Below are 25,190 nucleotides of genomic sequence, written 5' to 3'. Positions count from 1 at the left end.
CCCACCGACCTCCCTTCCCACAGCCCCATTGGAGACGGACATGACCACCGCAACACCCAAATCGCCGAGTCTCTACCCACCCGAAGGTTTCGGCGCACCCAAAGACCGGCACGGCCACGCCTCGACGGAAAGCCTCGCCGGGCTCCCGGTAGGCACCGAGATCTTCTCGGCCGACAACCATATTTCGGTCGCCGACGACATCTTCTACGAGCGCTTCCCCGAGGAGCTCAAGGGTGCCGCGCCGCGCATCTGGTACGAGGACGGCGCCTACATGGTCGGCATGAAGGGCAAGCCCTGGACGGGCGGCGACTTCGGCCGGGTCCTCATGCAATACGACGATCTGGCCGGTGCCGCGTCGAACAACATCGAGGCCCGCATCCGAGAGCTCAAGGAAGACGGCATCGACAAGGAACTCGCGTTCCCGAATGCCGTCCTCGCCCTTTTCCACTACCCGGATAAGTCGTTGCGTGAGCGGGTTTTCCGGATCTACAACGAGCACATCGCCGACCTGCAGGAGCGCTCCAATGGGCACTTCTACGGCGTCGGATTGATCAATTGGTGGGACCCCAAGGGCACCCGCAGCACGATCGTCGAGCTGAAGGCGCTGGGGCTCAAGACCTTCCTGCTGCCGCTGAATCCGGGCAAGGATGACGACGGCAACATCTACGACTACGGCGGCGCCGCGCTGGACGCGGTGTGGGACGAGATCGAGGACGCCGGCCTGCCGGTCAGCCACCATATCGGCGAGACGCCCCCCAAGACGCCGTGTGAGAACAACAGCGTCGTCGTCGGGATGATGGTCAACGTCGACTCGTTCCGTGAGCAGTTCGCCAAGTACCTGTTCTCCGGCATCCTGGACCGCCACCCCAAGCTCAAGATCGGCTGGTTCGAGGGCGGTATCGCCTGGGTGCCGACGGCGCTGCAGGACGGCGAGCACATGCTGGCGTCCTACCGGCATATGTTCAATCACGAACTGCAGCAAGAGATCCGGCACTACTGGGACAACCACATGAGTGCGTCGTTCATGGTGGATCCGCTGGGGCTGCGGCTGATCGACGAGATCGGCGTGGACAACGTGATGTGGTCCAGCGACTACCCGCACAACGAGTCCACGTTCGGCTACTCCGAGAAATCGTTGGCCACCGTCATCGAGGCGGTCGGCCCGGAGAACGCCACCAAGATCGTCTCGACCAACATCCAGAAGTTCCTGGGCCTGGCACCGGCATGACGACCTCGACTCGTTCCGGCGTTACCCAGATCGCCCGGACCGGATTGAGCTGGCTGCACGTTCCCGACGAGCCCGACCTCACCCGGATGCGCCGCGAGGTCTCGGCGCGGCTGCAGGCCGCGATGGCCGAGCAGGGCATTGATGCTCTGGTGCTGCTGGGCAACAGCAACGTCATGTATGCCACCGGAATCAGCTGGCCGTTGGCCGACGCCGGGCTGTCCCACATCGAGCGGCCGGTGGCGGTAGTGATCGCCGGCGACGTGCACCCGCATCTGTTCCTGCCGTTCCGCGAGGGCTCCGTGAGCGAATCCGGGCTGCCCGACGACCACCTGAACGGCCCGGTCTACCTCGAATTCGACGAGGGCGTCGAGCAGTTCGCCGGCATCCTGGCCGGGCTGTTGCCGACCGAAGCCACCGTCGGTGTCGACGAGCTGACCGGATCGATGCGCAGGGCCGGTAATCGGCTGTTTCCCCGACCCCCGGTCGACGCCGCTCCGGTGGTCGGCGCGGCCAAACTGGTCAAGACCGTCGACCAGATTTCCTGCCTGCGCCGGGCGACGCAGATCACCGAGCAGGCCGTCTCCGAGATCCAGAAGTCACTGTCACCCGGGGTACGCCAGATCGACCTGTCTGCCGAATTCGTCCGTCGCACATTCGAGCTCGGCGCCACCACCAACATGTTCGACTCCATCTGGCAGGTGATGCCGGCCTCGAAGGCCGAAGGCACCTGGACCACCACCGGCGATCTGGCGCTCCCGCTGCTGACCACCGAACGTGAGGTCGCCCGCGGCGATGTGCTGTGGACCGACGTGTCGATTGCCTACCACGGCTACTGTTCGGACCACGGGCGCACCTGGATCGTCGGCGAGGATCCCACGCCGCGCCAGCAGCAGCAGTTCGACAAGTGGCGCCAGATCGTCGACGCGGTCCTCTCGGTGACCAAGGCCGGTGCCAGCTGCGGTGACCTCGGGCGTGCGGCAACAGAGGCCGCCGGTGGGCAGAAACCGTGGCTGCCGCACTTCTACCTGGGCCACGGCATCGGCACCAGCGCCGCCGAGATGCCGATGATCGGAACCGATCTCGGACAGCAGTGGGATGACAACTTCGTGTTCCCGGCCGGCATGTTGCTGGTGTTCGAACCAGTGGTGTGGGAGGACGGGACCGGCGGTTACCGCGGGGAGGAGATCGTGGTGGTCACCGAGGACGGCTGGATGCCGCTGACCGCTTACCCCTACGACCCCTTCGAGGTGTCCGGTGGGAACTGAGATCGAGGCCGACGGCCGGGCGCTGCGGGTCAGCCGCAGGGAGCGTGCCATAGCCGAGATGGAAGCCCATGACCTGGACATCCTGGTGCTGGGACGGCAGGCCAATGTCCGCTACATCTCCGGTGCGCCCCAATTGTGGGTGGTGGGAACCAGACCGTTCGGGCCGATCTGCTCGTACGTCCGCGAGACCGGTGAGATCCACCTGAACAGCACCTGGGATGAGGGCATCCCCGAGGAGATCCCACACGAGAACCTCTACGGTTTCGCCTGGAACCCGATGACTCTGGTCGCCATCATGCAGAAGATGAAGGGTGCCGACACCGCGCGGCGGGTCGGGACCGACGCCCTGACACCGATGTTCGCCAAGTTGCTGCCGATGGTGTTCCCGAACGCCGAACTGGTCGACGCCGAGCCGGCGATGCGGGCCGCCCGGCGGGTCAAGACCCCCGAGGAGCTCACCGCCCTGCGCCGTGCGCTGACCGTCGCCGAGCAGGGGCTGGCCAAAGGGGCGGCCGAGCTGAACCCTGGCACGACAGAACAGCACCTCGCCGGGGTGATCCTCGAAGGCGAGGCCGCCGGAGGGGTGAGCACACCGGCGACCCAGGATGCCGCGTGGGTGACCTCGAAGGGGCATCCGTGGCGGCGCGACCGTGTCGACGGCCGGGTGCGCGAGGGTGATCTGGTGGCGCTGTCCGCCGGGGTGCTCGCCGACGGCTATGTCGGTGAGGTGGCCCGCACCTACTATGTCGGCGAACCGACCGACGCGGCGCGCTCGCTGTACCGCCGACGAGATGAGCTGTGGGACAGACTGATCGATGCCTGCCGGCCGGGGAACACGACCAGCGCCCTGCTGGTGGCCTACGAGCAGGCCGGTGAACGACTGCCGGCCATGCCGGTGGCGCATGGCCTCGGTCTGGGGTTCGATCCGCCCGTCGTGACGCCCCATCTGCGGGCCACCGCCGAAAACGACGTGCTGGAGGACGGCGTGGTTCTCGCGCTGACCGCATACGTCTGGGAGGAGGGCGTCGGGGCCGTGTTCACCCGGGACGCCGTCGTCATCGGCGCCGACGGACCTCGGGTGCTGACCCGCACGCCGTCCGGTGCCGCCGTCCCGGCCCTGAGTTGAACCCCATCCATCACTGCTGCAGAGGAGCCCGCTGATGGCGGATCGTCCGTCCCCCGAAGAGATCATCCGCTACGAGAAGGATCCGAAGACCAAGATCGCGACCATCACGTTCGACCGGCCGGAGTTCCTCAACGCGCCGACATCGATGGCACGGTTGCGCTATGCCGACATCCTGCGGGCGGCCAACACCGACAACAATGTGAAGGTGGTGATCATCCGCGGTGTGGGCGACAACCTCGGCAGCGGTGCGGATCTGCCGGAATTCATGGAGGGCAACGACAATCCGGCGGCCCGGCTGGCCGAACTGCGGCTGGAGGACGACGGGGTCGGTGAGGTCACCTACCCGCCCAAGGGGACGTTCCGCAACGGGGCGACCATCAGCTCGTGGTACGCCAACTCGCAGGCCGGCAACCGCGCGCTCCAGGATTTCAAGAAGATCAGCATCGTCGAGGCCAAGGGCTACTGCTACGGCTGGCACTTCTACCAGTGCGCCGATGCCGATCTGGTGATCTCCAGCGACGACGCACTGTTCGGTCACCCGTCGTTCCGCTATCACGGCTGGGGCCCGCGGATGTGGACCTGGGTGCAGATGATGGGCCTGCGCAAGTTCCAGGAGATGGTGTTCACCGGGCGTCCGTTCACCGCCGCGGAGATGTATGACTGCAACTTCCTGAACAAGGTGGTGGCCCGCGATCAGTTGGAAGCCGAGACGCAGAAGTACGCACAGGCCTGTACCCGGAACCGTCCGGTGGACACCGTGTTTCAGCAGAAGATGTTCTTCGAGATCTTCAAACAGCATCAGGGCGAGTACATGGGCAGCCTGCTGAGCGCCTTCTTCGAGTCGATGGGCAACGGCGTCGCCAACGACAGCGAGGACGACCTGGACATGTTCGAGTCGATCGACTCCGGCTTGTCGGCCGCCGTCAACGACAACGACAGCAAGTTCCCGCCGGACTTCCGGCTGTCCAAGAAGAACCGGAGCAAGCCCGAATAGCGCCCAAACTGTATTCCGGAAGGGAAACGTCGAGTGCTGGCCTGCTGGAATACAGTTTCGGCGAAAGAATGGATATGACTGCACCACTGACTGGTTACACCGTCATCGACCTGTCCACGGGTATCGCCGGTGCGTACTGCACCAGGATCCTGGCCGACGGCGGCGCCGACGTCATCAAGGTGGAATCACCGGAGGGCGACCCGCTCCGGCGCTGGTCGGCCTCGGGCGCCACCATCCCCGCCGGTGACAGCGGTGCGCTGTTCAAGTTCCTGGCCGGCGCCAAGCGGAGCGTGGTGGTCGACCCGGCCACCGGCACGACCTTGCTGGACCGGTTACTGGCCACCGCCGATGCGGTGGTGTGGTCGCCGGGATCTGCTGTTGCCGAACTGATCTCACCGCAGGATCTGCATCGGCGGCACCCGCATCTGATCGTCACCGCCGTCACGTCGTTCGGGCTGGACGGTCCGTGGCATGACCGGCCGGCCACCGAGTTCACCCTGCAGGCCTGGTCCGGTGGGGCGATCGGCATCGGGCGCGGCTCCCAGGACCGGGCGCCCGCGCACGTCGGTGGCCGGGTCGGGGAGTGGGTGACGGGCGCCTACGCCGCGGCGATGACCCAGGCGTTCCGGGTTCGTGCCCTGCGTGACGGCTACGGAGAGCTGATCGACCTCTCCGCGCTGGAGGCCCAGATCCTGTGCCTCACCTACTATCCGGTGACCTATTTCGAGATGCTCGGCCGTCCGTGGCGCACCGAGCGCCGGCCTACCGTGCCCGGTGTTGCCGAGGCCGCCGACGGGCTGGTGGCGCTGGGTTGCGGGACGGCCCAGCAGTGGCACGACCTGTGCGCCATGTCCGGCCACGACGAGTGGATCGACGAGAACACCACCCTGACCATCACCGAGCAGGCCAACCTGCACGCCGAGGAGCTGTACGCCTGGGTGCGCGAACAGCAGGCCGATGAGCTCCGGGATCTGGCCACGGCGTTCCGGATCCCGAATGCACCGGTGGGCAGTGGTGCGAACGTCACCGAGATGGATCATTTCGTGCAACGCGGCGCATTCGTGGAGCACCCGGGCGGGCAGTTCGTGCAGCCCGCGCATCCGTACCGGCTCGGCGGCGTCGAGCTGCGTCCGCCGGCGGAGGCACCCGCACTGGGTCAGCACACCGATGAGGTGGCCGCAATGGACCTGCCGCCGCACCCCGGCCCGGACGGCGAGCTGGACCGGAACCGGTTGCCGCTGAGCGGACTCCGCATCCTGGACATGACGACCTTCTGGGCGGGACCGTCGTGCACCCATGTGCTCGGCATGCTCGGGGCCGAGGTCATCCATCTCGAGTCCACGGCGCGCCCGGACGGTACCCGGTTGATCGCGGGCATCCCCGCCAGCGAGGAACAGTGGTGGGAGCGCTCACCGATCTTCTCGGCACTCAACACCAACAAGAAGGGCCTGACCCTCGACTTCCAGACCGAGGAGGGCCGGGATCTGCTGCGACGGCTGATCGCCACCTGCGATGTGGTGGTGGAGAACTTCACCCCGCGGGTGATCGATCAGATCGGCCTCGACTTCGAGACGGTGCGCACGCTGCGCGACGGTGTGATCATGCTGCGAATGCCCGGATTCGGGCTGGACGGCCCGTGGCGCGACAACCCGGCGTTCGCCTACATCATCGAGGACGCGTCCGGACTGAGCTGGCTCACCGGATACCCCGACCGCACCCCGTTCGAGCCCTATTCGGTCGGTGACCCGAATGCCGGTGTGCACGCGCTGAATGCGCTGCTGCTGGCCCTGGAGCACCGCCGCCGCACCGGGGAGGCGGTTCTGGTCGAGGCGGCCATGGTGGACGCGGCGCTCAATATCGCCGCCGAGCAGGTGATCGAACATTCCGCGTACGGCGCGCTGTTACAGCGCGACGGTAACCGGGGCCCCACGGCCGCGCCGCAGAATCTCTACCGCAGCGCCGATATCGACGAATTCGACCGTGCCGACAGCTGGGTCGCCGTCGCGGTCGAGACCGACGCGCAGTGGCGCGCGCTACGTGACGCGCTGGGCCGACCGGCCTGGGCGATGGCCGACGAGTTGTCGACCGCCGCCGGCCGCCGCGCACACCACGATCGGATCGACGAGGAGCTGGCGGCCTGGTGCGAGACCCGGGCCGGAGACGAGATCATCGAAACACTGTGGCCGGCCGGTGTTCCGGTGGCCAAGGTGATGCAGCCGCACCGGCAGACCGAACTGGCGCAGCTGCGGCACCGGCGCTTCTTCGAGCACGTCGGGCATCCGGTGAACATCGCCGCACCGCACAGCACGCTGCCGGTGTCGGTGTCGCACGGCCCGGACTTCTTCCATCGGGAGCCGGCGCCGCTGCTCGGTGAGCACAATCATGAACTGCTCACCCAGCTCGGCCTGACCGGCGAGGAGATCGACGAGCTGGAGGAGCAGGGTGTGATCGGCACCGAGCTCGGTGTCAGGCGAAGCGATGGGGAGAAAATCGGGCGCAAGGCCGCCCGTTAGGGCAGCCGGGTGAGCAGCGCGCCGAAATCCTCGGTCTCCCAGAGGTACAGCATGTTGTTGAGCATCAGCAGTGGTGCCCGCACCGATTCGTCGCCGCTGATGCGCGGGTCGTGGCGGTCGGCGATCTCGGCGAGGTCGGGGACCGCCGCGGCCAGAAAGCCCGGGGTGTCGAGCAGCCAGGCCACCCCCATCACCGCGACGTAGAGCATCAGCTGGGTCCGCAGGATCACCGGATCGAGGTCCGGTCCGCCCGCGCCGGCGTACTCGGTGGCAAAGTGCGTCAGCAGGTGGTCGAGGTATTTCTCCCACATTTCGGTCTCGGCGCTGCACAGTGAACCCCACAGTGCCATCGCGACGTTCATGATGCTGACGCAGCCCCAGTCCATCAGGCCGTTGCGCAGTGCCCCCTCGGTGGTGCGCCAGAACCACGCGTTGTCCACATTGGCGTTCCAGTGGCACAGGGCGATGTGGTCGCCGGTACCGTGCAGCCACGCCATGATGGCGTCCTCGGCGGCCGCGATCCGCTCCACATCGGCCAGCATGCGGTCGGTGAACGCGCCCGTCGGTGCGGACATCAGCCCTGGATGCGCGGAACCGAATGCGGTCAGTGCACGGACGCGCTCGATGCGGTCCGCTGTTGAGTGGCGGACCCGTTTTCCGACGGTGACCTTGTCGGCGTCGTATCGGAACTGCTCAGCCACCGCCGCGGGCAGCCGGCCGGACCGGTGCACCCCGGCCAGGCGTGCGACCGAGCCGAGCAGGGCCTCATAGTGTTCGAGCGCGTTCGGCATGGTGTAGTCGAGACACTTGTCGTAATGCGGTTCGACTGAGCCGGTTCCGTAAGCGATGCGTTCGGTGACCAGCATCCCGGTGCAGGATTCGCGGTGATAGTCGGCGAAGACGCACGCGGGCACCGCGACGGGGAGATCGGTGCGCACCGACAGCGCCGCAAAGCCCACCTCCAGCTCCATCTGTGATTTTCCGCGGTCACGGCGCGGGTTGTCGAGATCGCGGGAGAACTTCACGAACAGCTCGGCGCGCAATCCCGGCTGGGGCCGCTCGTACTCGACGTCGAGCAGTGCTTTGCGGCCCGTGCTGCCGCCGCCGCATTCTTCGAATCTGAGTACCCGACTGACCTTGTTGTCGGCAGCGAGAATGCCGAACCGGCGTATCGCCGTCGTCAGGAATTCGGGCCCCGCCGCGCGCAGGGTGGCCGGGTCGACCGGAATCGCCAGTCCGGTCGTATCGCCGGTCACCCAGCCGGTCATGGACGTCGGTCGGCGAAGAACCGGACCGCGCGGCGGATCGAATCCTCCACCGGTTCAGGCTGCCAGCCCAATTCGCGTACCGCCTTGGAATGATCGAGGCGGCCCATGTTCTCCACGATCCGCATACCCACGGTCGCGAACTTGAGGTCTCGGCGCAGCAGGCCGGCCGCGACATCGTTGAGACGGGCGCCGGCGTACAGCACCGGCAGCGGGATGCCGATCTTCGGGACGCGCACACCGGCGGCCTCGGCAGCGATCCGGTGGACGTCCTGGGAGCTCATGAAGCGATCGGAGATGATGTAGCGCTCACCGGGGCGACCACGCTCGGCGGCCAGCAGCATGGCGCGGGCGGCGTCCTCGATCCCCACCACCTCCAGCGAGTAGCCGAAGTAGACCGGCAGGCGGCCGGCCCCGACCATGGCCAACGCCTCACCGTGCGGGGTGGGTTGCCAGTCACCGGGGCCGTAGGTGGTGGACACGCACAGCGCGACGGCGGGCAGACCGCGGTCACGCGCGTAGCTCAGCACCAGAGCTTCAGCGGCCCTGCGTGATTCGATATAGGGTCCGCCGCCGTCCCAGTCGGCCACATCGTTCTCGGTGACCGGTCGCTCTCCGGCCGCGGCCAGGGTGCCCACCGTGCTGGTGAAGACGAACTTGGCGATGCCGACCGCCAGTGCGGCGTCGAGGACGTGGCGTAGCCCGTCGACATTGGTGGAGAACAGGGCAGCCGGGTCGCGCAGCCACATCCTGGCATCGACGACGCAGTAGTAGACGGCATCGCAGCCCGTCATCGCCTCGCGCAGGGCCTCGTCATCGAACAGACCGCCGTAGCGGCGGTCCACCTCGAGATCGTCGATGCCGCGGGTGTCGCTGGATCGCCGCAGCAGCACCCGGACGTTCTCACCACGCTGAACGAGCCGGCGGGTCACGTGGGACCCGAGGAAGCCACTGGCCCCCATCACCAGCGCCGTCATGCCCGTGCGGCGTCCAGTCCGGTGTCACCCAGCCGTGCGCTGAGCACCCGCCACGGATCGGCGTATATCCCCGGTGATGTGCGGTATGCGCCTTGCCTTTTCACGAAGGCGCGGGCCAGGGGGGCGATCAGCCGGGACGGGTGGCGTTTCCAGCCGGTTTGGGCGCTGATCTCGGCGAGCATGTCGGGCCAGGTGTGGTGCTGGAACTGCAGCGCCTCCTGGGCGCGGGTGGTGTCCATCCAGTCGGTGATGAACCAGTCGTCGTCACTGTCGGGGTCGCCCGGCCGTCCGGGCGGGATCACTCCGGGCAGCCCGCGCGCGGCGGCCAGGGACGGGCCGACATCACCCTGGAGCATGCGGTGCGACGCGTCGCCGGCGATGAGCAGGATCTCTCCGGCGACATCGGCGGTGGTGGCCGCGGCGAAAGCGCTTGCCACATCGCGGACATCGACCATGTGGATCCGGTTGTCGACCGGCAGCGCACTCTCGAAGTACAGCGCGTCGAGGGTGAACGGCAGGGCACTCAAGTCGGTGCTCATCACGCCGCCGAGTCGCAGCACCACCCATTCCAGGCTGGATCCCCGCACGTAGGTTTCGGATTCCAGTTTGTGTCCGCCGTACAACTCGGTGGGCCGCGGGGGTGTCTCGGCGGTGACGGGGTCCGCGTTGCGGTGCGGATTGCGGGATCCGTAGACGGCATTGCTGGACGCCTGGACGAATCGCGGTGGCTTCGGTGCGGCCGCCGCGGTGTCGACGAGTGTCTTCGTCGCGTCCACGTTGACCTTGCGGGCCAGACCGGGGTTGCGGTAGATCGGCGGCGGAATGACCGCGGCCAGGTGCACGATGGCATCCGGCGCGACGTCGGCGATCAGGCTCTGTACGTCCGGTGTCGAGGTCAGGTCGGCCCAGCGCGCTTCCACGCCGCTCGGAAGCGCTTGAGCCTTCACCTTATTCGCATCGTTTCCCAGGTCGGTGGCCACCACCCGGTGGCCGGCGGCGGCCAGCGCGCGCACTGTCGCCGACCCGACGAGACCGAACGCCCCGGTGACCAGGACGGTGTCGGTCATCGGTTACTTCAGGCAGCTACCGGCGTCGACCGGCAGCGTGACACCGGTGATGTAACGCGCCTCGTCGGAGGCCAGAAACAGCACCGCATTGCTGATGTCCACGGCGTTGACCCACGGGATCGGCAGCGTGTGGAACATCTGGCAGATCGGCGCCATATCGTCGGGGCCCGGGTTTTCCAGGTCCGGCCGGAACATCTTGAAGGTGCCTTCGTTGTGCAGCATGTCGGTGTTGACGTGGGTGGGATGCACAGTGTTGGCGCGGATGTTGTGATGGCCGAGTTCGACGGCGAAACCGCGCATCAGGCCCACCACACCGTGCTTGGCCGACACGTAGTTGCCGCAGTGCGGGTAGGCCTTCAGTCCGCCGACCGAGCTGGTCAGGATGATGGAGCCGCCTCGGCCGCCGTTGATGATATGCGGCACAGCGGCTTTCACCGACTTCCACACACCGGACAGGTTGATGTCGATCATCTCGTCCCAGTCGAGCTCACTGGTCTCGTGCAGGGGGTCGCCACCGTTGCCGATGCCGGCGTTGGCCACCACGATGTCCAGCCGTCCGAGTTGCTCCACACCGCTGTCGACGGCCGCCTTGAGTGCAGCGGCGTCACGGACGTCGACCTCGGCGGTGACGATGCGGCGATTGAGGCCCTTCACCAGGTTGGCGGTCTCGGCGAGATCGTCGGGGGTGGAGGCCGGAATGGCGGTCTCGACGCCGGGCCGGATCGGTCCGGCGATATCGATCGCGATGATGTCGGCGCCCTCTTCGGCCAGCCGAACGGCGTGGCTGCGGCCCTGCCCGCGTGCCGCACCGGTGACGAATGCGACTTTGCCTTCTACCCGCCCTGCCATGTGGTCCTCAATTCCTCGGAGTACTTTTTGTGCACTTGCTCAGCACTCTTTCACCGGGTGGCACCTGTGTCAATGACAGACTCAAATCGGGATATTTGTACTCTTCGCTTAGAAGAATTGGGTTCTCGACACGGAGCGTCGCGCAGAATCCGGCACCGGGAGAGCGGGTCGGGCGGCGGGGTGTCCTTGATGTCGGAGCGCACCGGAGGGTCGGATCGATGCGGGCGTTCGCAGCGGGGCGCGATAAGAAGCACCGGCGTCGTGCCGGGGCGGGAGACACACCCGCGAGAACGGGATTCTCAGTCTTCGGTGGTGAAGCCGTGAGCGACGAAGTCCCACACTTCCTGCGCCGAGATCGGCTTGACGGCGACGTCCTCGCTACCGCTGGACTGTGCGACGAACATCACGGTCTGCATCGTCATCGCGGCCATCCGGCGCGGATTGAGGCCGGGCCGCAACTGACCCGCTTCGGCGGCTTCCTCCATGAGTTCGGTGAGCAGCACCACCAGTGGGGCGTGCGCCACCTTGACCTCGGAAGGGTGCGACACCAGCAGTCGGGGGGCGAAGTCGGTGAACAGCGGACGCTTCGCCGTCGGGTCGGGCCGGGAGGATTCGAAGAGGAGCTCGATGGCGACCTTGAGCCGCTCGATCGGATCGGTATGGCCGGCGACGGCAGCCCGGATCTGGTCCGCGGATCGGCTGAGTGCGTCCTCAAAGAGTGCGAGCAGCAGCTCGTGTTTACCGTCGAACTGCAGGTAGAAGCTGCGCAGTGACTGGCGGGAGCGGTCGACGACCTCTTGCACGGTGAAGTCCGTGCTGCCCTTCTCGATGATGATCGACTGGGCGGCATCCAGGAATCGCTGAACCCGCTGAGCGGCCCGCAGTTTGGCGGTTTTGATCGAGCGCTCGACCGCGCGCTGCTTCCAGGCAGGTTCTTCGCTTGCGGTGGTCACCGGCGCCTCAGCTGCGTGCCGACTGGGAAGGACATGAATGGACTGTACCGGAGAATGCCTGGGCATTGCCGTGCTCCACCCCCTCGCGACGTACGTGTCGGAGACTCTAGCTTCCTCATGACGAGAATACTATTCTCATTTTCGTCTTTTCAGAAGGCCTACCGGAAAACCGGCTTTCCCTTAATGAGGGCGCGCCGAAACTACGGCGATTGCCGGAAAAACAGCCTCCAACCAGCAATGACCGTAGTTTCGTCGGTGAATTCGCGCTACAGCTGCGCGAGTCGGGGTGCCGAGCCGCGGGCCCGCAATCCCGCACCCGCTTTCTTGGTGAGTTCGCGTGAACTGCCCAGCAGTCCGTCGAGCACCAGCGCCCGCTTCACGTGGTGCTGCAACTCGTGCTCCTCGGTGAAGCCGATACCGCCGAGCACCTGCTGGCAGTGCTTGGCCGCAGTCAGCGCGGCCCTGCCCGCGGCGGCCTTGGCCAGCAGGGCGAGCAGGTCGGGGTTGTCCGCGCTCGGCAGGGTCAGTGTCGCCTCGGCGCCCTCGATGGCCACCAAGGTGTCGGCCAGTCGATGCCGCACTGCCTGAAATGATGCGATCGGCTTTCCGAACTGAACGCGGTCCAGCGCGTGTTGGCGCGCCAGTGCGAGCATCGCCCGGGCTGATCCGATCAGCCACCAGCTGACCGCGCGGCGGGCCTCGGTCACCCGGATCGGGTAACCGTCCTCCTCGCGGCGCAGTGGGAGCCCGCCCATCGTCGGCTCGGCGCTGACCGCACTGATGCGGTCCCACACCACCCAGCCGTTACCCGCGTAAGGGATCGGCAGTTCCACGGTGTCGCCGATGGTGTTGCCGGTGGCATGCAGGACGACATCGACGAGAACCGAGGCGTGCGAACCCGTTTCGCCGAGCAGCCGGAACACCAGCGGGATCGCCAGGTCCGGCGCGTCGGCCAGCATCTCGGCCCAGCCCAGTTCGGTCAGCGCCGCGTCCAGATCCGGACCCGACGCCGACAGCATGGTCTTGCGCAAGGATGCCTCAAGCATCTCGAGTGACTCGCGATCCATCGTCACTCCTTCCCGAGATCGAGCAGGCGGCGGGCAATGATGTTGCGTTGCACTTCGGCGGTGCCCCCGTAGATGGTGGCCGACCGTGAGTACAGGTATTCGGTGCGCCACTCGGTGTCATCGAGTTCGATGACACCGGGCAGCAGGTCGTGCACGGTGTCGTAGAGGCGCTGCTCGGCGGTCGCGAGCAGCACCTTGTCGATCGAGGTGTCCGGACCGAGCTTCTCGCCCTCGCCCAGCCGGTGCTGGGTGGCACGGGACCGGCACCGCAGGGTGTGCAGGGCCAGGTACGCCTCGCCCATATCCGCGTCGATGTCCTTCGGGCTGGACTGCCCGATCTCCTTCAGATCATTGATCAGCGCATCGAAACGTGAGTAGAGGTAGGCGATGCGCTGCCAGAAGCAGGTGGATCGCTCGTAGGGCAACAGGTCCATGGCGAGCTGCCAGCCGTCACCGGGCTTGCCCAGCATGCGGCTCGCGTCGACGACGACATCATCGAAGTAGACCTCGCAGAACTCGTCGACGCCGTGCATGGTGCGCAACGGACGCACGCTGATCCCCGGCGTGTCCATGTCGATGAAGAACGCGGTGATGCCTGCGTGCCCCTCGCCGGTGCGGGTGAGCAGGATGCAGCGGTGCGAGAACTGCGCAAAACTCGTCCACACCTTCTGGCCGTTGATGACCCACTGGTCACCCTTCTGCACGGCCTTGGTGGTCAGTGACGCCAGGTCGCTGCCCGACCCGGGTTCGGAGAATCCCTGGCACCACTGCTCCTCGCCGGACAGCAGCTTGGGCACCATCTCGGCGGCGAGTTCCGGTGTGGCGTAGTCGATCATGGTGGGTGCCAGCACCTCGAGCATCGAGTAGGGTCCTGGCTCGGCAAGCCGGCGGCCCACGATCTCCTCGCCGACAAGCGCCCGCAGGATGGCCGGACCCCCGAGGCCGCCGGCGTGTTCGGGCCAGCCGTACCGGCTCCAGCCGCCGTCGTACAGTGCTTTCTGCACCCGGGCGAACTGGCGCATGTGGCCTTCGAGCGAATGGTCTTCCGGTGGCGTCAGGTCATGCTCGGCGAGCCAGTCCGGAAGCGCCGTGCGAAATCTCGCCGGATCGTAGAGCTCGCTCATGCCGAGGGCCGTCCGATGGCATGCGGCTTGCCGTGGTCGTGATCACCGTTGCGCCGGATGAAGGTCATGGCACGCGTGCGCAGACGCCAGCCGTCCCCGGTGCGTACGTAGGTGTCCCGGTAGTACCCGATCCGCATGTCATGAGCGGAGTGCTCGATGAAGCACAGCGGCTGGGTGCCGGTGGCGTCGTCGCTGCCCTCGACGAGATCGACCAGTGCGGTGCCCGTCATGAACAGTCCCTTGGGGGCGGCGTCGACCAGGACCGGAAATCGTTCCAGCGCATAGGTTTCACCGAAGGCACTGTAGGTGCCGTCGGGAGTGAAGACGCTGACCAGGCCCTCGATGTCACCCTGGGTGATGGTGACCGCGTATTTGGCCAGCAGCTGCTGGATTTCCACCAGGTCGTCAGTTCGGCTAGGAGCCATCGGCGTACTCATTCTTGTAGACCTTACCGCCCTTCATTACAAATGTGACATTCCGTGTAACGGTGATGTCCTCGAGGGGGTTGCCGGGCACCGCGATGATGTCGGCCAGCAACCCTTCGGCCAGCCGTCCCCGGTCGGTGGAGTTGATCAAGTCGGCGGCGATGATGGTTGCCGACCGCAGCACCGCGGCGGGGGGCATTCCCCATTCCACCAGGGTGACCAGTTCGTCGGCGTTCTTACCGTGCGGGATGGCCGGGGCATCGGTGCCGACGGCGATCTTGACGCCGGCCTCATACGCCGCCTTGATCGACGTCTCCGCTTTCGGAAACATGATGGCAGCCTTGTCCTGCAGGACTTTTGGTGCCTTGGAGACGTCCATGGCCTGGGCCAGCCGGCGGGTGGTCACCAGGAAGCGGTCATTGTCGACCAGCGCCTGAATGGCCTCGTCGTCCATCAGGAAGCCGTGCTCGATGCAGTCGATACCGCATGCCACCGCATGCTTGACGGCCTCGGCGCCGTGGGTGTGCGCGGCGACCCGCAGACCGCGGCGATGCGCCTCGTCGACGATGGCGCGCAATTCCTCGTCCGAATAGTGCTGGGCGCCGGCCTCACCGGTCAGCGACATGACGCCGCCCGAGACGCAGACCTTGATCAGCTGGGCGCCGTGCTTGATCTGGTAGCGCACCGCCTTGCGGATCTCATCGACGCCGTTGGCGATACCCTCCTCGACGGTGAGTTCCAGTGCTCCGGGCATGAATGCGGCGAACATGGTCGGGTCCAGATGGCCACCGGTGGGAGTGATGGCATGACCGGCGGGGATCACCCGTGGTCCCTCCACCCAGCCGGCGTCGATGGCCTTGCCCAGCGCCACGTCCAGCAGATAGCCGCCGGTCTTGACGAACAGACCGAGGTTGCGCACGGTGGTGAACCCGGCGTGCAGCGTGCGCCGGGCATTGCCCACCGCGCGCAGCACCCGGGTCGGCGGATCGTCCTGGACCTGGGACAGGCCGGGGTTCTCCCCGCGCCCGCCCATGAGCAGATTGACTTCCATGTCCATCAGCCCGGGCAACAGGATGGCGTCGCCGAGATCGATGACCTCGCCCTCGGGTTCCCCGCCGATGCCCACGATGCGGTCTCCGGAGACACGAACGATGCCGGGGCGAATGATCGCCCCGGCATCGACGTCGACCAGACCCGCGGCTTTGAGGGTCAGTACGTCTGACACGCCTAGACCACCGGCTCCTTGATGAGGTTGATATAGGCCGCGCCGCTGTCGAGCACGCGCGGTTGCTTCCACACCTCGATGGGGAAGCTCACCATGACGATCGACTGGCCCAGGTGCACCAGTGCCTTGGCGTCCTCCGGCATCGACGCCAGCGGGAAACGGGCGTCGACGTAGACCATGATGTCTTCGAGCCGTTTCATGCCGGCGTCGTAGAGCTCCTGCATCTGGGCCATCGTCGAATTGAGCCGCTTCTGGTAACGCTCTTCCTCGGTGGGAAGGCACCATTCGGCGAACCGCTCCAGATCGGCGAATTCCTCGGGCAGCTTAGACATTTGCTGATTCCTTCTCGGTCTTCGTGGCCGCGGCGCCGTTTGCCGATGCGTCGGCCGCCTTTTCTTCGAGGCTCGCCTTGTACCTGTCAACGTACTGGTGCGCGGTCATGTGCAGGTGGCGAAGCAGGATTTCCTGGTCGCACAGCGGGAATTCGGTGACGGCGCGCGTGCCGATCTGGGACTGGGTGGCTTCGAGGGTGTTGGCGTCCTGGAACGCGTACTCCTTGAACGTCACCGCGGCCAGCTCCTGCGACAGGCGTTCGCGCAGGTTCTTCGGCGGCACGAAGTACAGGTCGGCCTCGAAGATGTGGCTGTCCACGCCGGTGGGCCAGTAGTTGTAGGTGAGGTACCAGCCCGGCACCCAGAACAGCAGCGTCCAGTTCGGGAAGAACTCGAAAGAGTCGGTGCCCCAGGTCTTGTGCCGTCCCGGGTTGATGGCCGGCGGCAGCTCCTCGGGCAGGATGCCGTCGATGTCGGGCCGGTCCCACGGCCCGAACAGCCCGCTGTGCAGGATCTGCTCGATGGGCTTGACCATGCTGATGTCCTTCGGCGGCGACATTCCGCCCCACGACGACACCATCGAGTGGTCGTCCTTGATGTCGTAGGCCAGCGCCTCGAAGCCGAACTTGGCCAGCTTCTCGGCCTCCTCCTTCTCCGCCTGCTTCATGTGCAGGATCGGCGCGTGGTAGAACTCGGTGAACGCGTCGATGAACAGCTTCCAGTTCGCCTTGATCTCCGAGCGGTAGCTGTAGTGCTCGGTCATCTCGTGGAACGGGTAGCCCTTGAGGCCCTCGCCGAACTCGCCGAGGTATTCCTCCAGCGAGACCGCGTCATCGTCGAAGTTGACGAAGATGAAGCCTTCCCAGACCTCGCAGCGCACCGACTTGAGCGGGTAGTCGGCCTTGTCCAGGTCGAAGAACTCGCTCTCCTGCTGGACGAAGGTCAGATCGCCCTTCAGGTCGTAACGCCAGGCGTGGTACTTGCAGACGAACTGCCGGCAGCTTCCGGAGACCTCTTCGTTCGGGTAGTCGTTCCACACCAGCTTGTTGCCGCGGTGACGGCACAGGTTGTAGAAGGCGCGGATCTCGTCGCCGTCGTTGACGATGATGATCGACACGCCGGGGCCGACCGACGGCAGTTCGCGGGTGACGTAGCGGCCCTTCTTGGGGACCAGTTCCACCCGGCCCATGTGCAGCCAGGTCTTGCGGAAGATGGCCTGCTGTTCCAGCTTCCAGTGCTCGGGATCGACGGAATCGGTGTAGTCAACCGGTGCCGTGCCGAGTTCCGGCCAGTTCTCGGTCCAGCTTCCCGCTGCTGGTTTGGGGAAAAACGCCACGGTGCAACCTCTCTGGTGTGTTCGTTCGGGTCTGCCGCTCGCGGCCAGGCTGGAAGTCCAGCTGATGTCCGCGGCTTCTCCGGTACGAGAATCATATTCTCATAACTGACTAACAGATTTCCAGTCTTTGGTCGTAAGGTCAATGAAGACGCCCGTGAATCAGCCTGCCCGTGGCCGCGGCGAGGACCGAAATACGCGGTCAGGGGCACCGAGAACGCTCTCGGACGTTGATTCTCGTACTGTGAGAAGTTAGTTTGCATGTATCGAGAATCTCCAGCGTTCGACGATGGAACCCCGAAGGGACGGCCCATGCACCAAGACGACATGATTCTGATCAGCGTCGATGACCACATCATCGAACCGCCGGATATGTTCAAGAACCACCTGCCGGCGAAATATGTCGACGAGGCGCCGCGGTTGGTGCACAACCCGGACGGATCCGACACCTGGCAGTTCCGCGACACGGTGATCCCGAACGTGGCCCTCAACGCGGTCGCCGGCCGCCCCAAGGAGGAGTACGGCCTGGAGCCCACCGGACTCGATGAGATCCGCAAGGGCTGCTACGACGCCGCCGAACGCGTCAAGGACATGAACGCCGGCGGCGTGCTGGCGACGATGAACTTCCCCTCGTTCCCGGGTTTCGCGGCGCGGCTGTTCGCCACCGAGGACGCCGAATTCTCGATGGCACTGGTGCAGGCCTACAACGACTGGCACATCGATGACTGGTGCGCCTCGCATCCCGGCCGGTTCATCCCGATGGCGATCCCGGCGATCTGGGATCCCGAGTTGTGCGCGCAGGAGATCCGGCGGGTGTCGAAAAAGGGCGTGCACTCGCTGACCTTCACCGAGAACCCGTCGGCGCTGGGCTATCCGAGCTTCCACGACCTGGAGTACTGGAAGCCGCTGTGGGATGCGCTGGTGGACACCGACACCGTGATGAACGTGCACATCGGATCCTCGGGCCGGCTGGCCATCACCGCGCCCGATGCGCCGATGGACGTCATGATCACCCTGCAGCCGATGAACATCGTGCAGGCCGCCGCGGATCTGCTGTGGTCGGCGCCGATCAAGGCCTACCCGGACCTGAAGATCGCCCTGAGTGAGGGCGGCACCGGGTGGATCCCGTATTTCCTGGACCGGGTGGACCGCACCTATGAGATGCATTCGACCTGGACGCATCAGGACTTCGGCGGCAAGTTGCCCTCGGAGGTGTTCCGTGAGCACTTCATGACGTGCTTCATCTCCGATCCGGTCGGCGTGAAGAACCGCCACATGATCGGCGTGGACAACATCTGCTGGGAGATGGATTACCCGCACTCGGACTCGATGTGGCCCGGGGCCCCCGAGGAACTGCACGCGGTGTTCGACACCTACGACGTTCCCGACGACGAGATCAACAAGATCACCCACGAGAACGCGATGCGGCTGTATCACTTCGAGCCCTTCAAGCACATCCCGCGCGAACAGGCCACCGTCGGCGCGCTGCGCAAACAGGCCGAGGGGCACGATATTTCGATCCAGGCGTCGAGCTCGCACGACAAGCGCTCGGGCGCCGAGGTCGCCGACTTCACCGCCAACGCGCGCGCGGTGAGCGGCGTCCAAGACTAGCCAGAGAGCGTATTCGGCGGACGGTGCAGGAACACCTGCACCGTGCCGTCGCGTGCACGGACTGAGGAGGAACTGTGTCTGAGGGAATGAACTTCGAACTGACCGAGGATCAGCAGCTGATCCGCAAATCGGTGGCCGAGTTGGCGTCCAGGTTCGACGATCACTACTGGATGGAAAAAGACCAGGCGCACGAGTTCCCGACCGAGTTCTACGACGCGATCGCCGCCGGCGGCTGGTTGGGCATGACCATCCCGGAGGAGTACGGCGGGCACGGTCTGGGCATCACCGAGGCCACCATCCTCGCCGAGGAGGTGGCCCGCTCCGGTGGCGCCATGAACGCCGCCAGCGCCATCCACATGTCGATCTTCGGTATGCAACCGGTGGTGGTCTTCGGATCCGAGGAGATGAAAAAGGCGACGCTGCCGCGCATCGTCAACGGCGACCTGCACGTGTGCTTCGGGGTCACCGAACCCGGTGCCGGACTGGACACCTCGCGCATCACCACCTTCGCCAAGCGCGATGGCGACCACTACGTCGTCAACGGCCGCAAGGTGTGGATCTCCAAGGCGCTGGAGTCGGAGAAGATCCTGCTGCTGACTCGCACCACACCGCGGGACGAGGCCGCCAAGCCCACCGACGGTCTGACCCTGTTCCTCACCGACATCGACCGCGATCACGTCGACATCCGGCCGATCAAGAAGATGGGCCGCAACGCCGTCAGCTCCAACGAGGTGTTCATCGACGACCTGCGGATCCCCGTCGAGGATCGCATCGGTGACGAGGGCAAGGGCTTCTCCTACATCCTGCACGGACTCAATCCGGAGCGGATGCTGATCGCCGCCGAGGCCCTGGGCATCGGCAGGGTGGCGCTGGACCGCGCGGTGAAATACGCCAACGAGCGGGTGGTGTTCGACCGTCCGATCGGCAAAAACCAGGGCATCCAGTTCCCGCTGGCCGACTCCCTGGCACGCCTGGACGCCGCCGAACTGATCCTGCGCAAAGCCACCTGGCTGTATGACAACGGCCAGTCCTGCGGACGGGAGGCCAACATGGCCAAGTACCTGTGCGCCGATGCCGGGTTCGACGCCGCGGACCGCGCGCTGCAGACCCACGGCGGGATGGGCTACTCCGAGGAGTACAACATCTCCCGGTTCTTCCGGGAGTCCCGCCTGATGAAGATCGCCCCGGTCAGCCAGGAGATGATCCTGAACTTCCTGTCGGCCAATGTCCTGGGCCTTCCCAAGAGCTACTGACCTGAAGAGTCACGCGAGGGTGCGGTTATCGTCATGTCCACTCGCACTTTGTCGTGATAACGGCAATCTCGCGTTCAGGCAGAGGGGATCATATTCATGAGCACCACCGGGCCGGCATTGCCGTTGGCCGGCATCACCGTCATCGCCATGGAGCAGGCGGTGTCCGCGCCGATGTGCACCAGGGTGCTCGCCGACTTCGGCGCCCGGGTGATCAAGATCGAGAACCCCAAGGGTGGGGATTTCGCCCGCGACTACGACGATGTGGTGAACGGCCTGGCCGCCCACTTCGTGTGGGCGAACCGGGGTAAGCAATCGGTGACCCTGAACCTGAAATCGCCTGCGGGTATGGACGTGCTGCACCGGTTGCTCGCCGGTGCCGACGCGTTCGTGTCCAACCTCGCCCCCGGGGCGACCGCGCGACTCGGGTTGGGTCCCGCGGACCTGCGGGCGCGGCACCCGCAGGTGATCCCGGTCGAGATCGACGGCTACGGCCCGGGCGGCCCGCTGTCCGAGAAGCGCGCGTATGACCTTCTGGTGCAGGCGGAATCGGGATCGTGCGCGGCCACCGGCTATCCGGGGATGCCCGCCAAGCCCGGTGCGCCGGTCGCCGATATCACCACCGGCCTGTATTCGGCACTGTCGATCATGGCGCTGCTGCTGGGCCGGGCGCGCAACGGCGCCGCCGATGCCGCCCCGGCCGTCGCGGTCAGCCTGTTCGACACCATGACCGACATCATGGGCTACCAGTTGACCTACACCCAGCACTCGGGGATCGATCAGGAGCCCCTCGGTATGAGCTCTCCGGCCGTCGCGCCCTATGGCTCGTTCGGGACCCGTGACGGGCAGACGGTGGTGCTCGGCACCACCAACGACCGGGAATGGCAGCGGCTGGCCCGGGAGATCATCGAACGCCCCGACCTGGCCGACGACCCGCGGTTCGCGTCCAACCCGGAGCGGTGCGCGCACCGTGATGAGCTCAACGCGGCCATCGAATCATGGTGCACACAGCGTGATCTCGACGATATCCAGCGCATCGCCGATGCCGCCGGGATCGGCAACTCGCGCTACAACAAGCCCAGCGAGGTCATCGCGCACCCGCATCTGAAGGCCCGGGACCGCTGGCGGCAGGTCGGCACGCCCAACGGCGAGATCGCCGCGTTGCTGCCGCCACCGGTGGTCAGCGGTCTGGAGTTGGGGATGGGTGCGGTACCCGGCCTGGGGGAGCACACCGACGACGTCCTGCGGGAACTCGGGTACACCGCCGAGGAATTGGCCGCCCTGCGCGGTGAGGGTGCGATCGGCCCGGTGTACGCGTGAGCACCAGCGAGGAGCCGAAGGCGGATCGCGCATGAGTGATGTGTTGCTGATCGACGACCGCGACGGGGTGCGCACCCTGACCCTGAACCGGCCGCACCGCAAGAACGCCATCGACGTCGAACTGTGGCATGCACTGGCGGCGGCGCTCCGCGCAGCCGACACCGACGATTCGGTACGCGCGGTGGTGCTCACCGGTGCCGGCGGGGCGTTCTGTTCCGGCGCCGACATCGGCACCGGCGAGGTCATCCATCCGCGGCGAAAGCTGCAGCGGCTCACCGATGTCGCCCTCGCGCTGCACAACCTGACGGTGCCGACCATCGCCAAGGTCACCGGCGTCGCGGTCGGCGCCGGCTGGAACCTGGCGCTGGGCTGCGACCTGGTGGTGGCCACCCCGGAGTCGAAGTTCTGCCAGATCTTCTCCAAGCGTGGGCTGTCGGTCGATCTCGGTGGATCCTGGCTGCTGCCCAAACTCGTCGGCCTGCAGCAGGCCAAACGTCTTGTGCTGCTAGCCGATATGATCGACGCCGCCGAGGCGCATGAGCTGGGGCTGGTGACCTGGGTGCAGGACGCCGATGCGATCGACGGATTTGTCGGCGGGTTGGCGCAACGGCTGGCCGACGGACCGCCGTTCGCTCTGTCGCAGAGCAAGGCGCTGCTCAACGACGGAGCCACCGCCACCTTCGCCGAGGCGCTGGCCAACGAGGCCCGCGCGCAGCCCGGCAATTTCGCCACCGCCGACTCGGGGGAGGCCTATTCGGCCTTCGCCGCCAAACGGGAACCAGAATTCACCGGAACCTGGGCGGTCCCGCCCACTAAGGAGTAGAGCCCATGCGTGAAACCGTCATCGTCGGAGCCGTGCGCACACCGGTGGGCAAACGCAACGGCGGACTGTCCGCCCAGCACGCCGCCGACCTGTCCGCGGTGGTGCTCAAGGAACTCGTCGAGCGCACCGGGGTCGATCCGGCCCTGATCGACGATGTGGTGTGGGGCTGTGTGTCCCAGGTGGGCGATCAGTCCAGCAATATCGGGCGCTACTCGGTGCTGGCCGCGGGCTGGCCGGAGAGCATCCCCGGCACCACGGTCAACCGGGCGTGCGGGTCCAGCCAGCAGGCGCTGGACTTCGCGGTGCAGGCCGTCATGTCCGGTCAGCAGGACGTGGTGGTGGCAGGTGGTGTCGAGGTGATGAGCCGGGTGCCACTGGGTGCGGCGCGCGCCACCGGCCAGCCGTACGGCCCGAAAGTCTTTGCCCGCTATGACGATTTCTCCTTCAACCAGGGCATCTCGGCGGAACTGATCTGCCAGAAATGGGATCTGTCGCGAGCGCGCTGCGACGAGTACTCGGCGCAGTCACATGACCGCGCCGCCGCGGCGCAGGACGCCGGCGCCTTCATCGATCAGATCGTGCCCGTCTTCACCGACGATGACGTCATCACCGATGACGAGGGAATCCGGCGCGGCACCACGGTCGAGAAGCTGGCCGGGCTCAAACCGGCTTTCACCGAGGACGGCGTCATCCACGCCGGCAACTCCTCACAGATCTCCGACGGTGCGGCCGCACTGCTGGTGATGACCGCCGATCAGGCGCTCAACCTGGGCCTGACCCCGCTGGTGTACTACCGCGCCGGTGCCGTCACCGGAGCCGACCCGGTGCTGATGCTGACCGGACCCATCCCGGCGACGGAGAAGGTGCTGCACAAGGCCGGCGTCGGGATCGACGATGTCGGCGTCTTCGAGGTCAACGAGGCGTTCGCGCCGGTGCCGCTGGCGTGGCTGGCCGAAACCGGAGTGGACGAGGCGAAGCTCAACCCGCTGGGCGGTGCCATCTCGCTCGGACATCCGCTCGGCGCCTCCGGTGCGGTGCTGATGACCCGGATGATCCATCACATGCGCGCCAACGGCATCCGCTACGGGCTGCAGACCATGTGCGAGGGCGGCGGGACCGCCAACGCCACCCTGGTCGAGTACGTCTTCTAGTCGAAAGGGCTTCACGTGCAACGCAATCTGTTCACCGAGGATCACGAGGCTTTCCGCGAACTCGCGCGCGATTTCGTCGAGAAGGAAGTGGTGCCGGCCTACCCGGAGTGGGAAAAGGGTGGCCGGATGCCGCGCGCGGTGTTCGAGAAGATGGGCAGCCTGGGCATGCTCGGCGTCGCCATTCCCGAGGAGTACGGCGGCGGCGGCAGTCCGGACTACCGCTACAACGTGGTGCTCCAGGAGGAGGCCGCCAAGGCTCTGGTGACGCTGTCCACGGTGCGCACCCAGCTCGAGGTGATCCTGCCGTACTTCCTGCACTACGCGAACGAGGAGCAGCGTAAGCGCTGGTTCCCGGGCCTGGCCGACGGGACGCTGCTCACCGCGGTGGCGATGACCGAACCCGGCACCGGTTCGGATCTGGCCGGTATGCGCACCACCGCGGTGCAGGACGGCGATCACTGGATCGTCAACGGCGCCAAGACCTTCATCACCGGCGGCATGCAGGCCGACCTCGTCGTCGTCGTCGCGCGCACCTCGACCGATCCCGACAACCGGCGCAAGGGTCTGACCCTGTTAGTCGTCGAGGACGGGATGGCCGGGTTCACCCGCGGCCGGGAGCTGGAGAAGATGGGCTGCAAGGTGCAGGACACCGCGGAGCTGTCGTTCGTCGACGTCCGGGTGCCCGCCGCCAATGTGCTCGGCGAGGTGGGGGAGGCGTTCAGCTACCTCGGCCACAACCTGGCCCAGGAGCGGCTGACGGTGGCGGTGGGCTCGGTGGCGCAGGCCCGCTCGGCGATCGCCGCGGCCATCGACTACACCAAGGATCGCAAGGCGTTCGGCACGCCGGTGGCGTCGTTCCAGAACACCAAGTTCGAACTGGCGGCCTGCTCGACGGAGGTGGAGGCCGCCCAGGCGATGCTGGACCGGGCCGTCACACTGCATGTCGACGGTGAGCTGTCCGCGCCGGACGCGGCCCGGGTGAAGCTGTTCTGCACCGAGATGCAGGCCCGGGTGATCGACCGCTGCCTGCAGCTCTTCGGCGGCTACGGCTACATGATGGAGTACCCGATCGCCCGGCTGTACACCGATGCCCGGGTGGCCCGCATCTACGCGGGCACCAGCGAGGTCATGAAGGTGATCATCGCCAAATCCCTCGGCCTCTGACTCGCGGTTTGTGGAGTTTCAGTCGGAACCAGTGGCTGTTGCGAATTGGTTGGGCGGTTTCTTGGTGCTGGCCGTCTGTGGCTGCTGACTCGGGGCTATCCGGTGGCGTGGTGGAGCCTGGTCAGGTT

At 66.3% G+C, this 25,190-nt stretch carries 22 protein-coding genes; 11 read left to right on the top strand and 11 right to left on the bottom strand.

Translation table 11 applies throughout. The features are described 5' to 3' along the window. Positions 1-40 precede the first annotated feature (40 nt). The 5 genes from ASE48_RS11820 (at position 41) to ASE48_RS11800 (ending at position 7,126) form a co-directional block, all read left to right on the top strand. Positions 41-1,228, top strand: a complete 1,188-nt coding sequence (locus ASE48_RS11820; protein ID WP_057167285.1) for an amidohydrolase family protein — start codon at positions 41-43, stop codon at positions 1,226-1,228. Then, on the top strand, positions 1,225-2,493 hold the full coding sequence (locus ASE48_RS11815; RefSeq protein WP_057167284.1) for a M24 family metallopeptidase: 1,269 nt from the start codon (positions 1,225-1,227) through the stop codon (positions 2,491-2,493). The genes ASE48_RS11820 and ASE48_RS11815 overlap by 4 nt, the downstream gene beginning before the upstream one ends. Further along, positions 2,483-3,619, top strand: coding sequence for a M24 family metallopeptidase (locus ASE48_RS11810; protein WP_057167283.1), 1,137 nt, complete (start codon positions 2,483-2,485; stop codon positions 3,617-3,619). The genes ASE48_RS11815 and ASE48_RS11810 overlap by 11 nt, the downstream gene beginning before the upstream one ends. Before the next feature lie 34 nt (positions 3,620-3,653). Then, positions 3,654-4,613, top strand: a complete 960-nt coding sequence (locus ASE48_RS11805) for an enoyl-CoA hydratase/isomerase family protein (RefSeq protein WP_057167282.1) — start codon at positions 3,654-3,656, stop codon at positions 4,611-4,613. A 74-nt stretch (positions 4,614-4,687) separates the two neighbouring features. Continuing rightward, a complete protein-coding gene (locus ASE48_RS11800) occupies positions 4,688-7,126 on the top strand; it encodes a CaiB/BaiF CoA transferase family protein (RefSeq protein ID WP_057167353.1) in 2,439 nt (812 codons plus the stop codon). Here ASE48_RS11800 and ASE48_RS11795 read toward each other — a convergent pair. From ASE48_RS11795 to ASE48_RS11745, 11 genes are all read right to left on the bottom strand, one after another. After that, a complete protein-coding gene (locus ASE48_RS11795; RefSeq protein ID WP_057167281.1) occupies positions 7,123-8,394 on the bottom strand; it encodes a hypothetical protein in 1,272 nt (423 codons plus the stop codon). The two genes, ASE48_RS11800 and ASE48_RS11795, sit on opposite strands and share 4 nt — an antisense overlap. Beyond that, positions 8,391-9,368 carry an NAD-dependent epimerase/dehydratase family protein gene (locus tag ASE48_RS11790; RefSeq protein WP_057167280.1) on the bottom strand — a complete coding sequence of 326 codons (978 nt, stop codon included), beginning with the start codon at positions 9,366-9,368 and terminating at the stop codon, positions 8,391-8,393. Before ASE48_RS11790 ends, ASE48_RS11795 begins: the two co-directional genes overlap by 4 nt. Continuing rightward, positions 9,365-10,435, bottom strand: a complete 1,071-nt coding sequence (locus ASE48_RS11785) for an NAD-dependent epimerase/dehydratase family protein (protein WP_057167279.1) — start codon at positions 10,433-10,435, stop codon at positions 9,365-9,367. The genes ASE48_RS11790 and ASE48_RS11785 overlap by 4 nt, the downstream gene beginning before the upstream one ends. A 3-nt stretch (positions 10,436-10,438) precedes the next feature. Then, positions 10,439-11,284 (bottom strand): mycofactocin-coupled SDR family oxidoreductase, encoded by an 846-nt coding sequence (locus tag ASE48_RS11780; RefSeq protein ID WP_057167278.1) that lies wholly within the window; start codon positions 11,282-11,284, stop codon positions 10,439-10,441. Positions 11,285-11,583: 299 nt separating this feature from the next. Beyond that, positions 11,584-12,237: a TetR/AcrR family transcriptional regulator gene (locus tag ASE48_RS11775; RefSeq protein ID WP_057167277.1), complete on the bottom strand. Its 654-nt coding sequence runs from the start codon at positions 12,235-12,237 to the stop codon at positions 11,584-11,586. Positions 12,238-12,503: 266 nt separating this feature from the next. Further along, positions 12,504-13,304, bottom strand: a complete 801-nt coding sequence (locus ASE48_RS11770) for an acyl-CoA dehydrogenase family protein (RefSeq protein ID WP_200962133.1) — start codon at positions 13,302-13,304, stop codon at positions 12,504-12,506. A gap of 2 nt (positions 13,305-13,306) precedes the next feature. Continuing rightward, complete coding sequence (locus ASE48_RS11765) at positions 13,307-14,428, bottom strand: acyl-CoA dehydrogenase family protein (RefSeq protein ID WP_057167275.1); 1,122 nt, start codon at positions 14,426-14,428, stop codon at positions 13,307-13,309. Continuing rightward, a complete protein-coding gene (locus ASE48_RS11760; protein ID WP_057167274.1) occupies positions 14,425-14,865 on the bottom strand; it encodes a nuclear transport factor 2 family protein in 441 nt (146 codons plus the stop codon). Before ASE48_RS11760 ends, ASE48_RS11765 begins: the two co-directional genes overlap by 4 nt. Continuing rightward, positions 14,843-16,078, bottom strand: coding sequence for a metal-dependent hydrolase family protein (locus ASE48_RS11755; RefSeq protein ID WP_057167273.1), 1,236 nt, complete (start codon positions 16,076-16,078; stop codon positions 14,843-14,845). Before ASE48_RS11755 ends, ASE48_RS11760 begins: the two co-directional genes overlap by 23 nt. Positions 16,079-16,080: 2 nt before the next feature. Then, positions 16,081-16,410 carry a hypothetical protein gene (locus ASE48_RS11750; RefSeq protein ID WP_057167272.1) on the bottom strand — a complete coding sequence of 110 codons (330 nt, stop codon included), beginning with the start codon at positions 16,408-16,410 and terminating at the stop codon, positions 16,081-16,083. After that, positions 16,403-17,746: an aromatic ring-hydroxylating oxygenase subunit alpha gene (locus tag ASE48_RS11745; RefSeq protein WP_057167271.1), complete on the bottom strand. Its 1,344-nt coding sequence runs from the start codon at positions 17,744-17,746 to the stop codon at positions 16,403-16,405. Before ASE48_RS11745 ends, ASE48_RS11750 begins: the two co-directional genes overlap by 8 nt. A gap of 309 nt (positions 17,747-18,055) precedes the next feature. On the opposite strand from ASE48_RS11745, the gene ASE48_RS11740 reads away from it, so the two are divergent. The 6 genes from ASE48_RS11740 to ASE48_RS11715 all read left to right on the top strand — a co-directional run bounded on the left by ASE48_RS11740 (position 18,056) and on the right by ASE48_RS11715 (position 25,062). Next, the gene (locus ASE48_RS11740) at positions 18,056-19,354 is read left to right on the top strand and encodes an amidohydrolase family protein (RefSeq protein ID WP_057167270.1); all 1,299 of its coding nucleotides are present in this window, start codon (positions 18,056-18,058) and stop codon (positions 19,352-19,354) included. A gap of 86 nt (positions 19,355-19,440) precedes the next feature. Next, on the top strand, positions 19,441-20,607 hold the full coding sequence (locus ASE48_RS11735; RefSeq protein WP_057167269.1) for an acyl-CoA dehydrogenase family protein: 1,167 nt from the start codon (positions 19,441-19,443) through the stop codon (positions 20,605-20,607). 96 nt (positions 20,608-20,703) lie between these two features. Next, positions 20,704-21,924, top strand: a complete 1,221-nt coding sequence (locus ASE48_RS11730) for a CaiB/BaiF CoA transferase family protein (protein WP_057167268.1) — start codon at positions 20,704-20,706, stop codon at positions 21,922-21,924. Between the two features lie 31 nt (positions 21,925-21,955). Then, positions 21,956-22,747 carry an enoyl-CoA hydratase/isomerase family protein gene (locus ASE48_RS11725; RefSeq protein ID WP_057167267.1) on the top strand — a complete coding sequence of 264 codons (792 nt, stop codon included), beginning with the start codon at positions 21,956-21,958 and terminating at the stop codon, positions 22,745-22,747. Positions 22,748-22,752: 5 nt separating this feature from the next. Next, complete coding sequence (locus ASE48_RS11720; protein WP_057167266.1) at positions 22,753-23,898, top strand: thiolase family protein; 1,146 nt, start codon at positions 22,753-22,755, stop codon at positions 23,896-23,898. Positions 23,899-23,913: 15 nt separating this feature from the next. Next, positions 23,914-25,062, top strand: coding sequence for an acyl-CoA dehydrogenase family protein (locus ASE48_RS11715; protein ID WP_057167265.1), 1,149 nt, complete (start codon positions 23,914-23,916; stop codon positions 25,060-25,062). Positions 25,063-25,190: the final 128 nt, after the last annotated feature.

The sequence above is a fragment of the Mycobacterium sp. Root265 genome (assembly GCF_001428895.1).
In the GTDB taxonomy this organism is placed as follows: Bacteria; Actinomycetota; Actinomycetes; order Mycobacteriales; family Mycobacteriaceae; genus Mycobacterium.
Note: the sequence above shows the minus strand (reverse complement) of the source record. Positions and strands in the feature narration are given on the sequence as shown.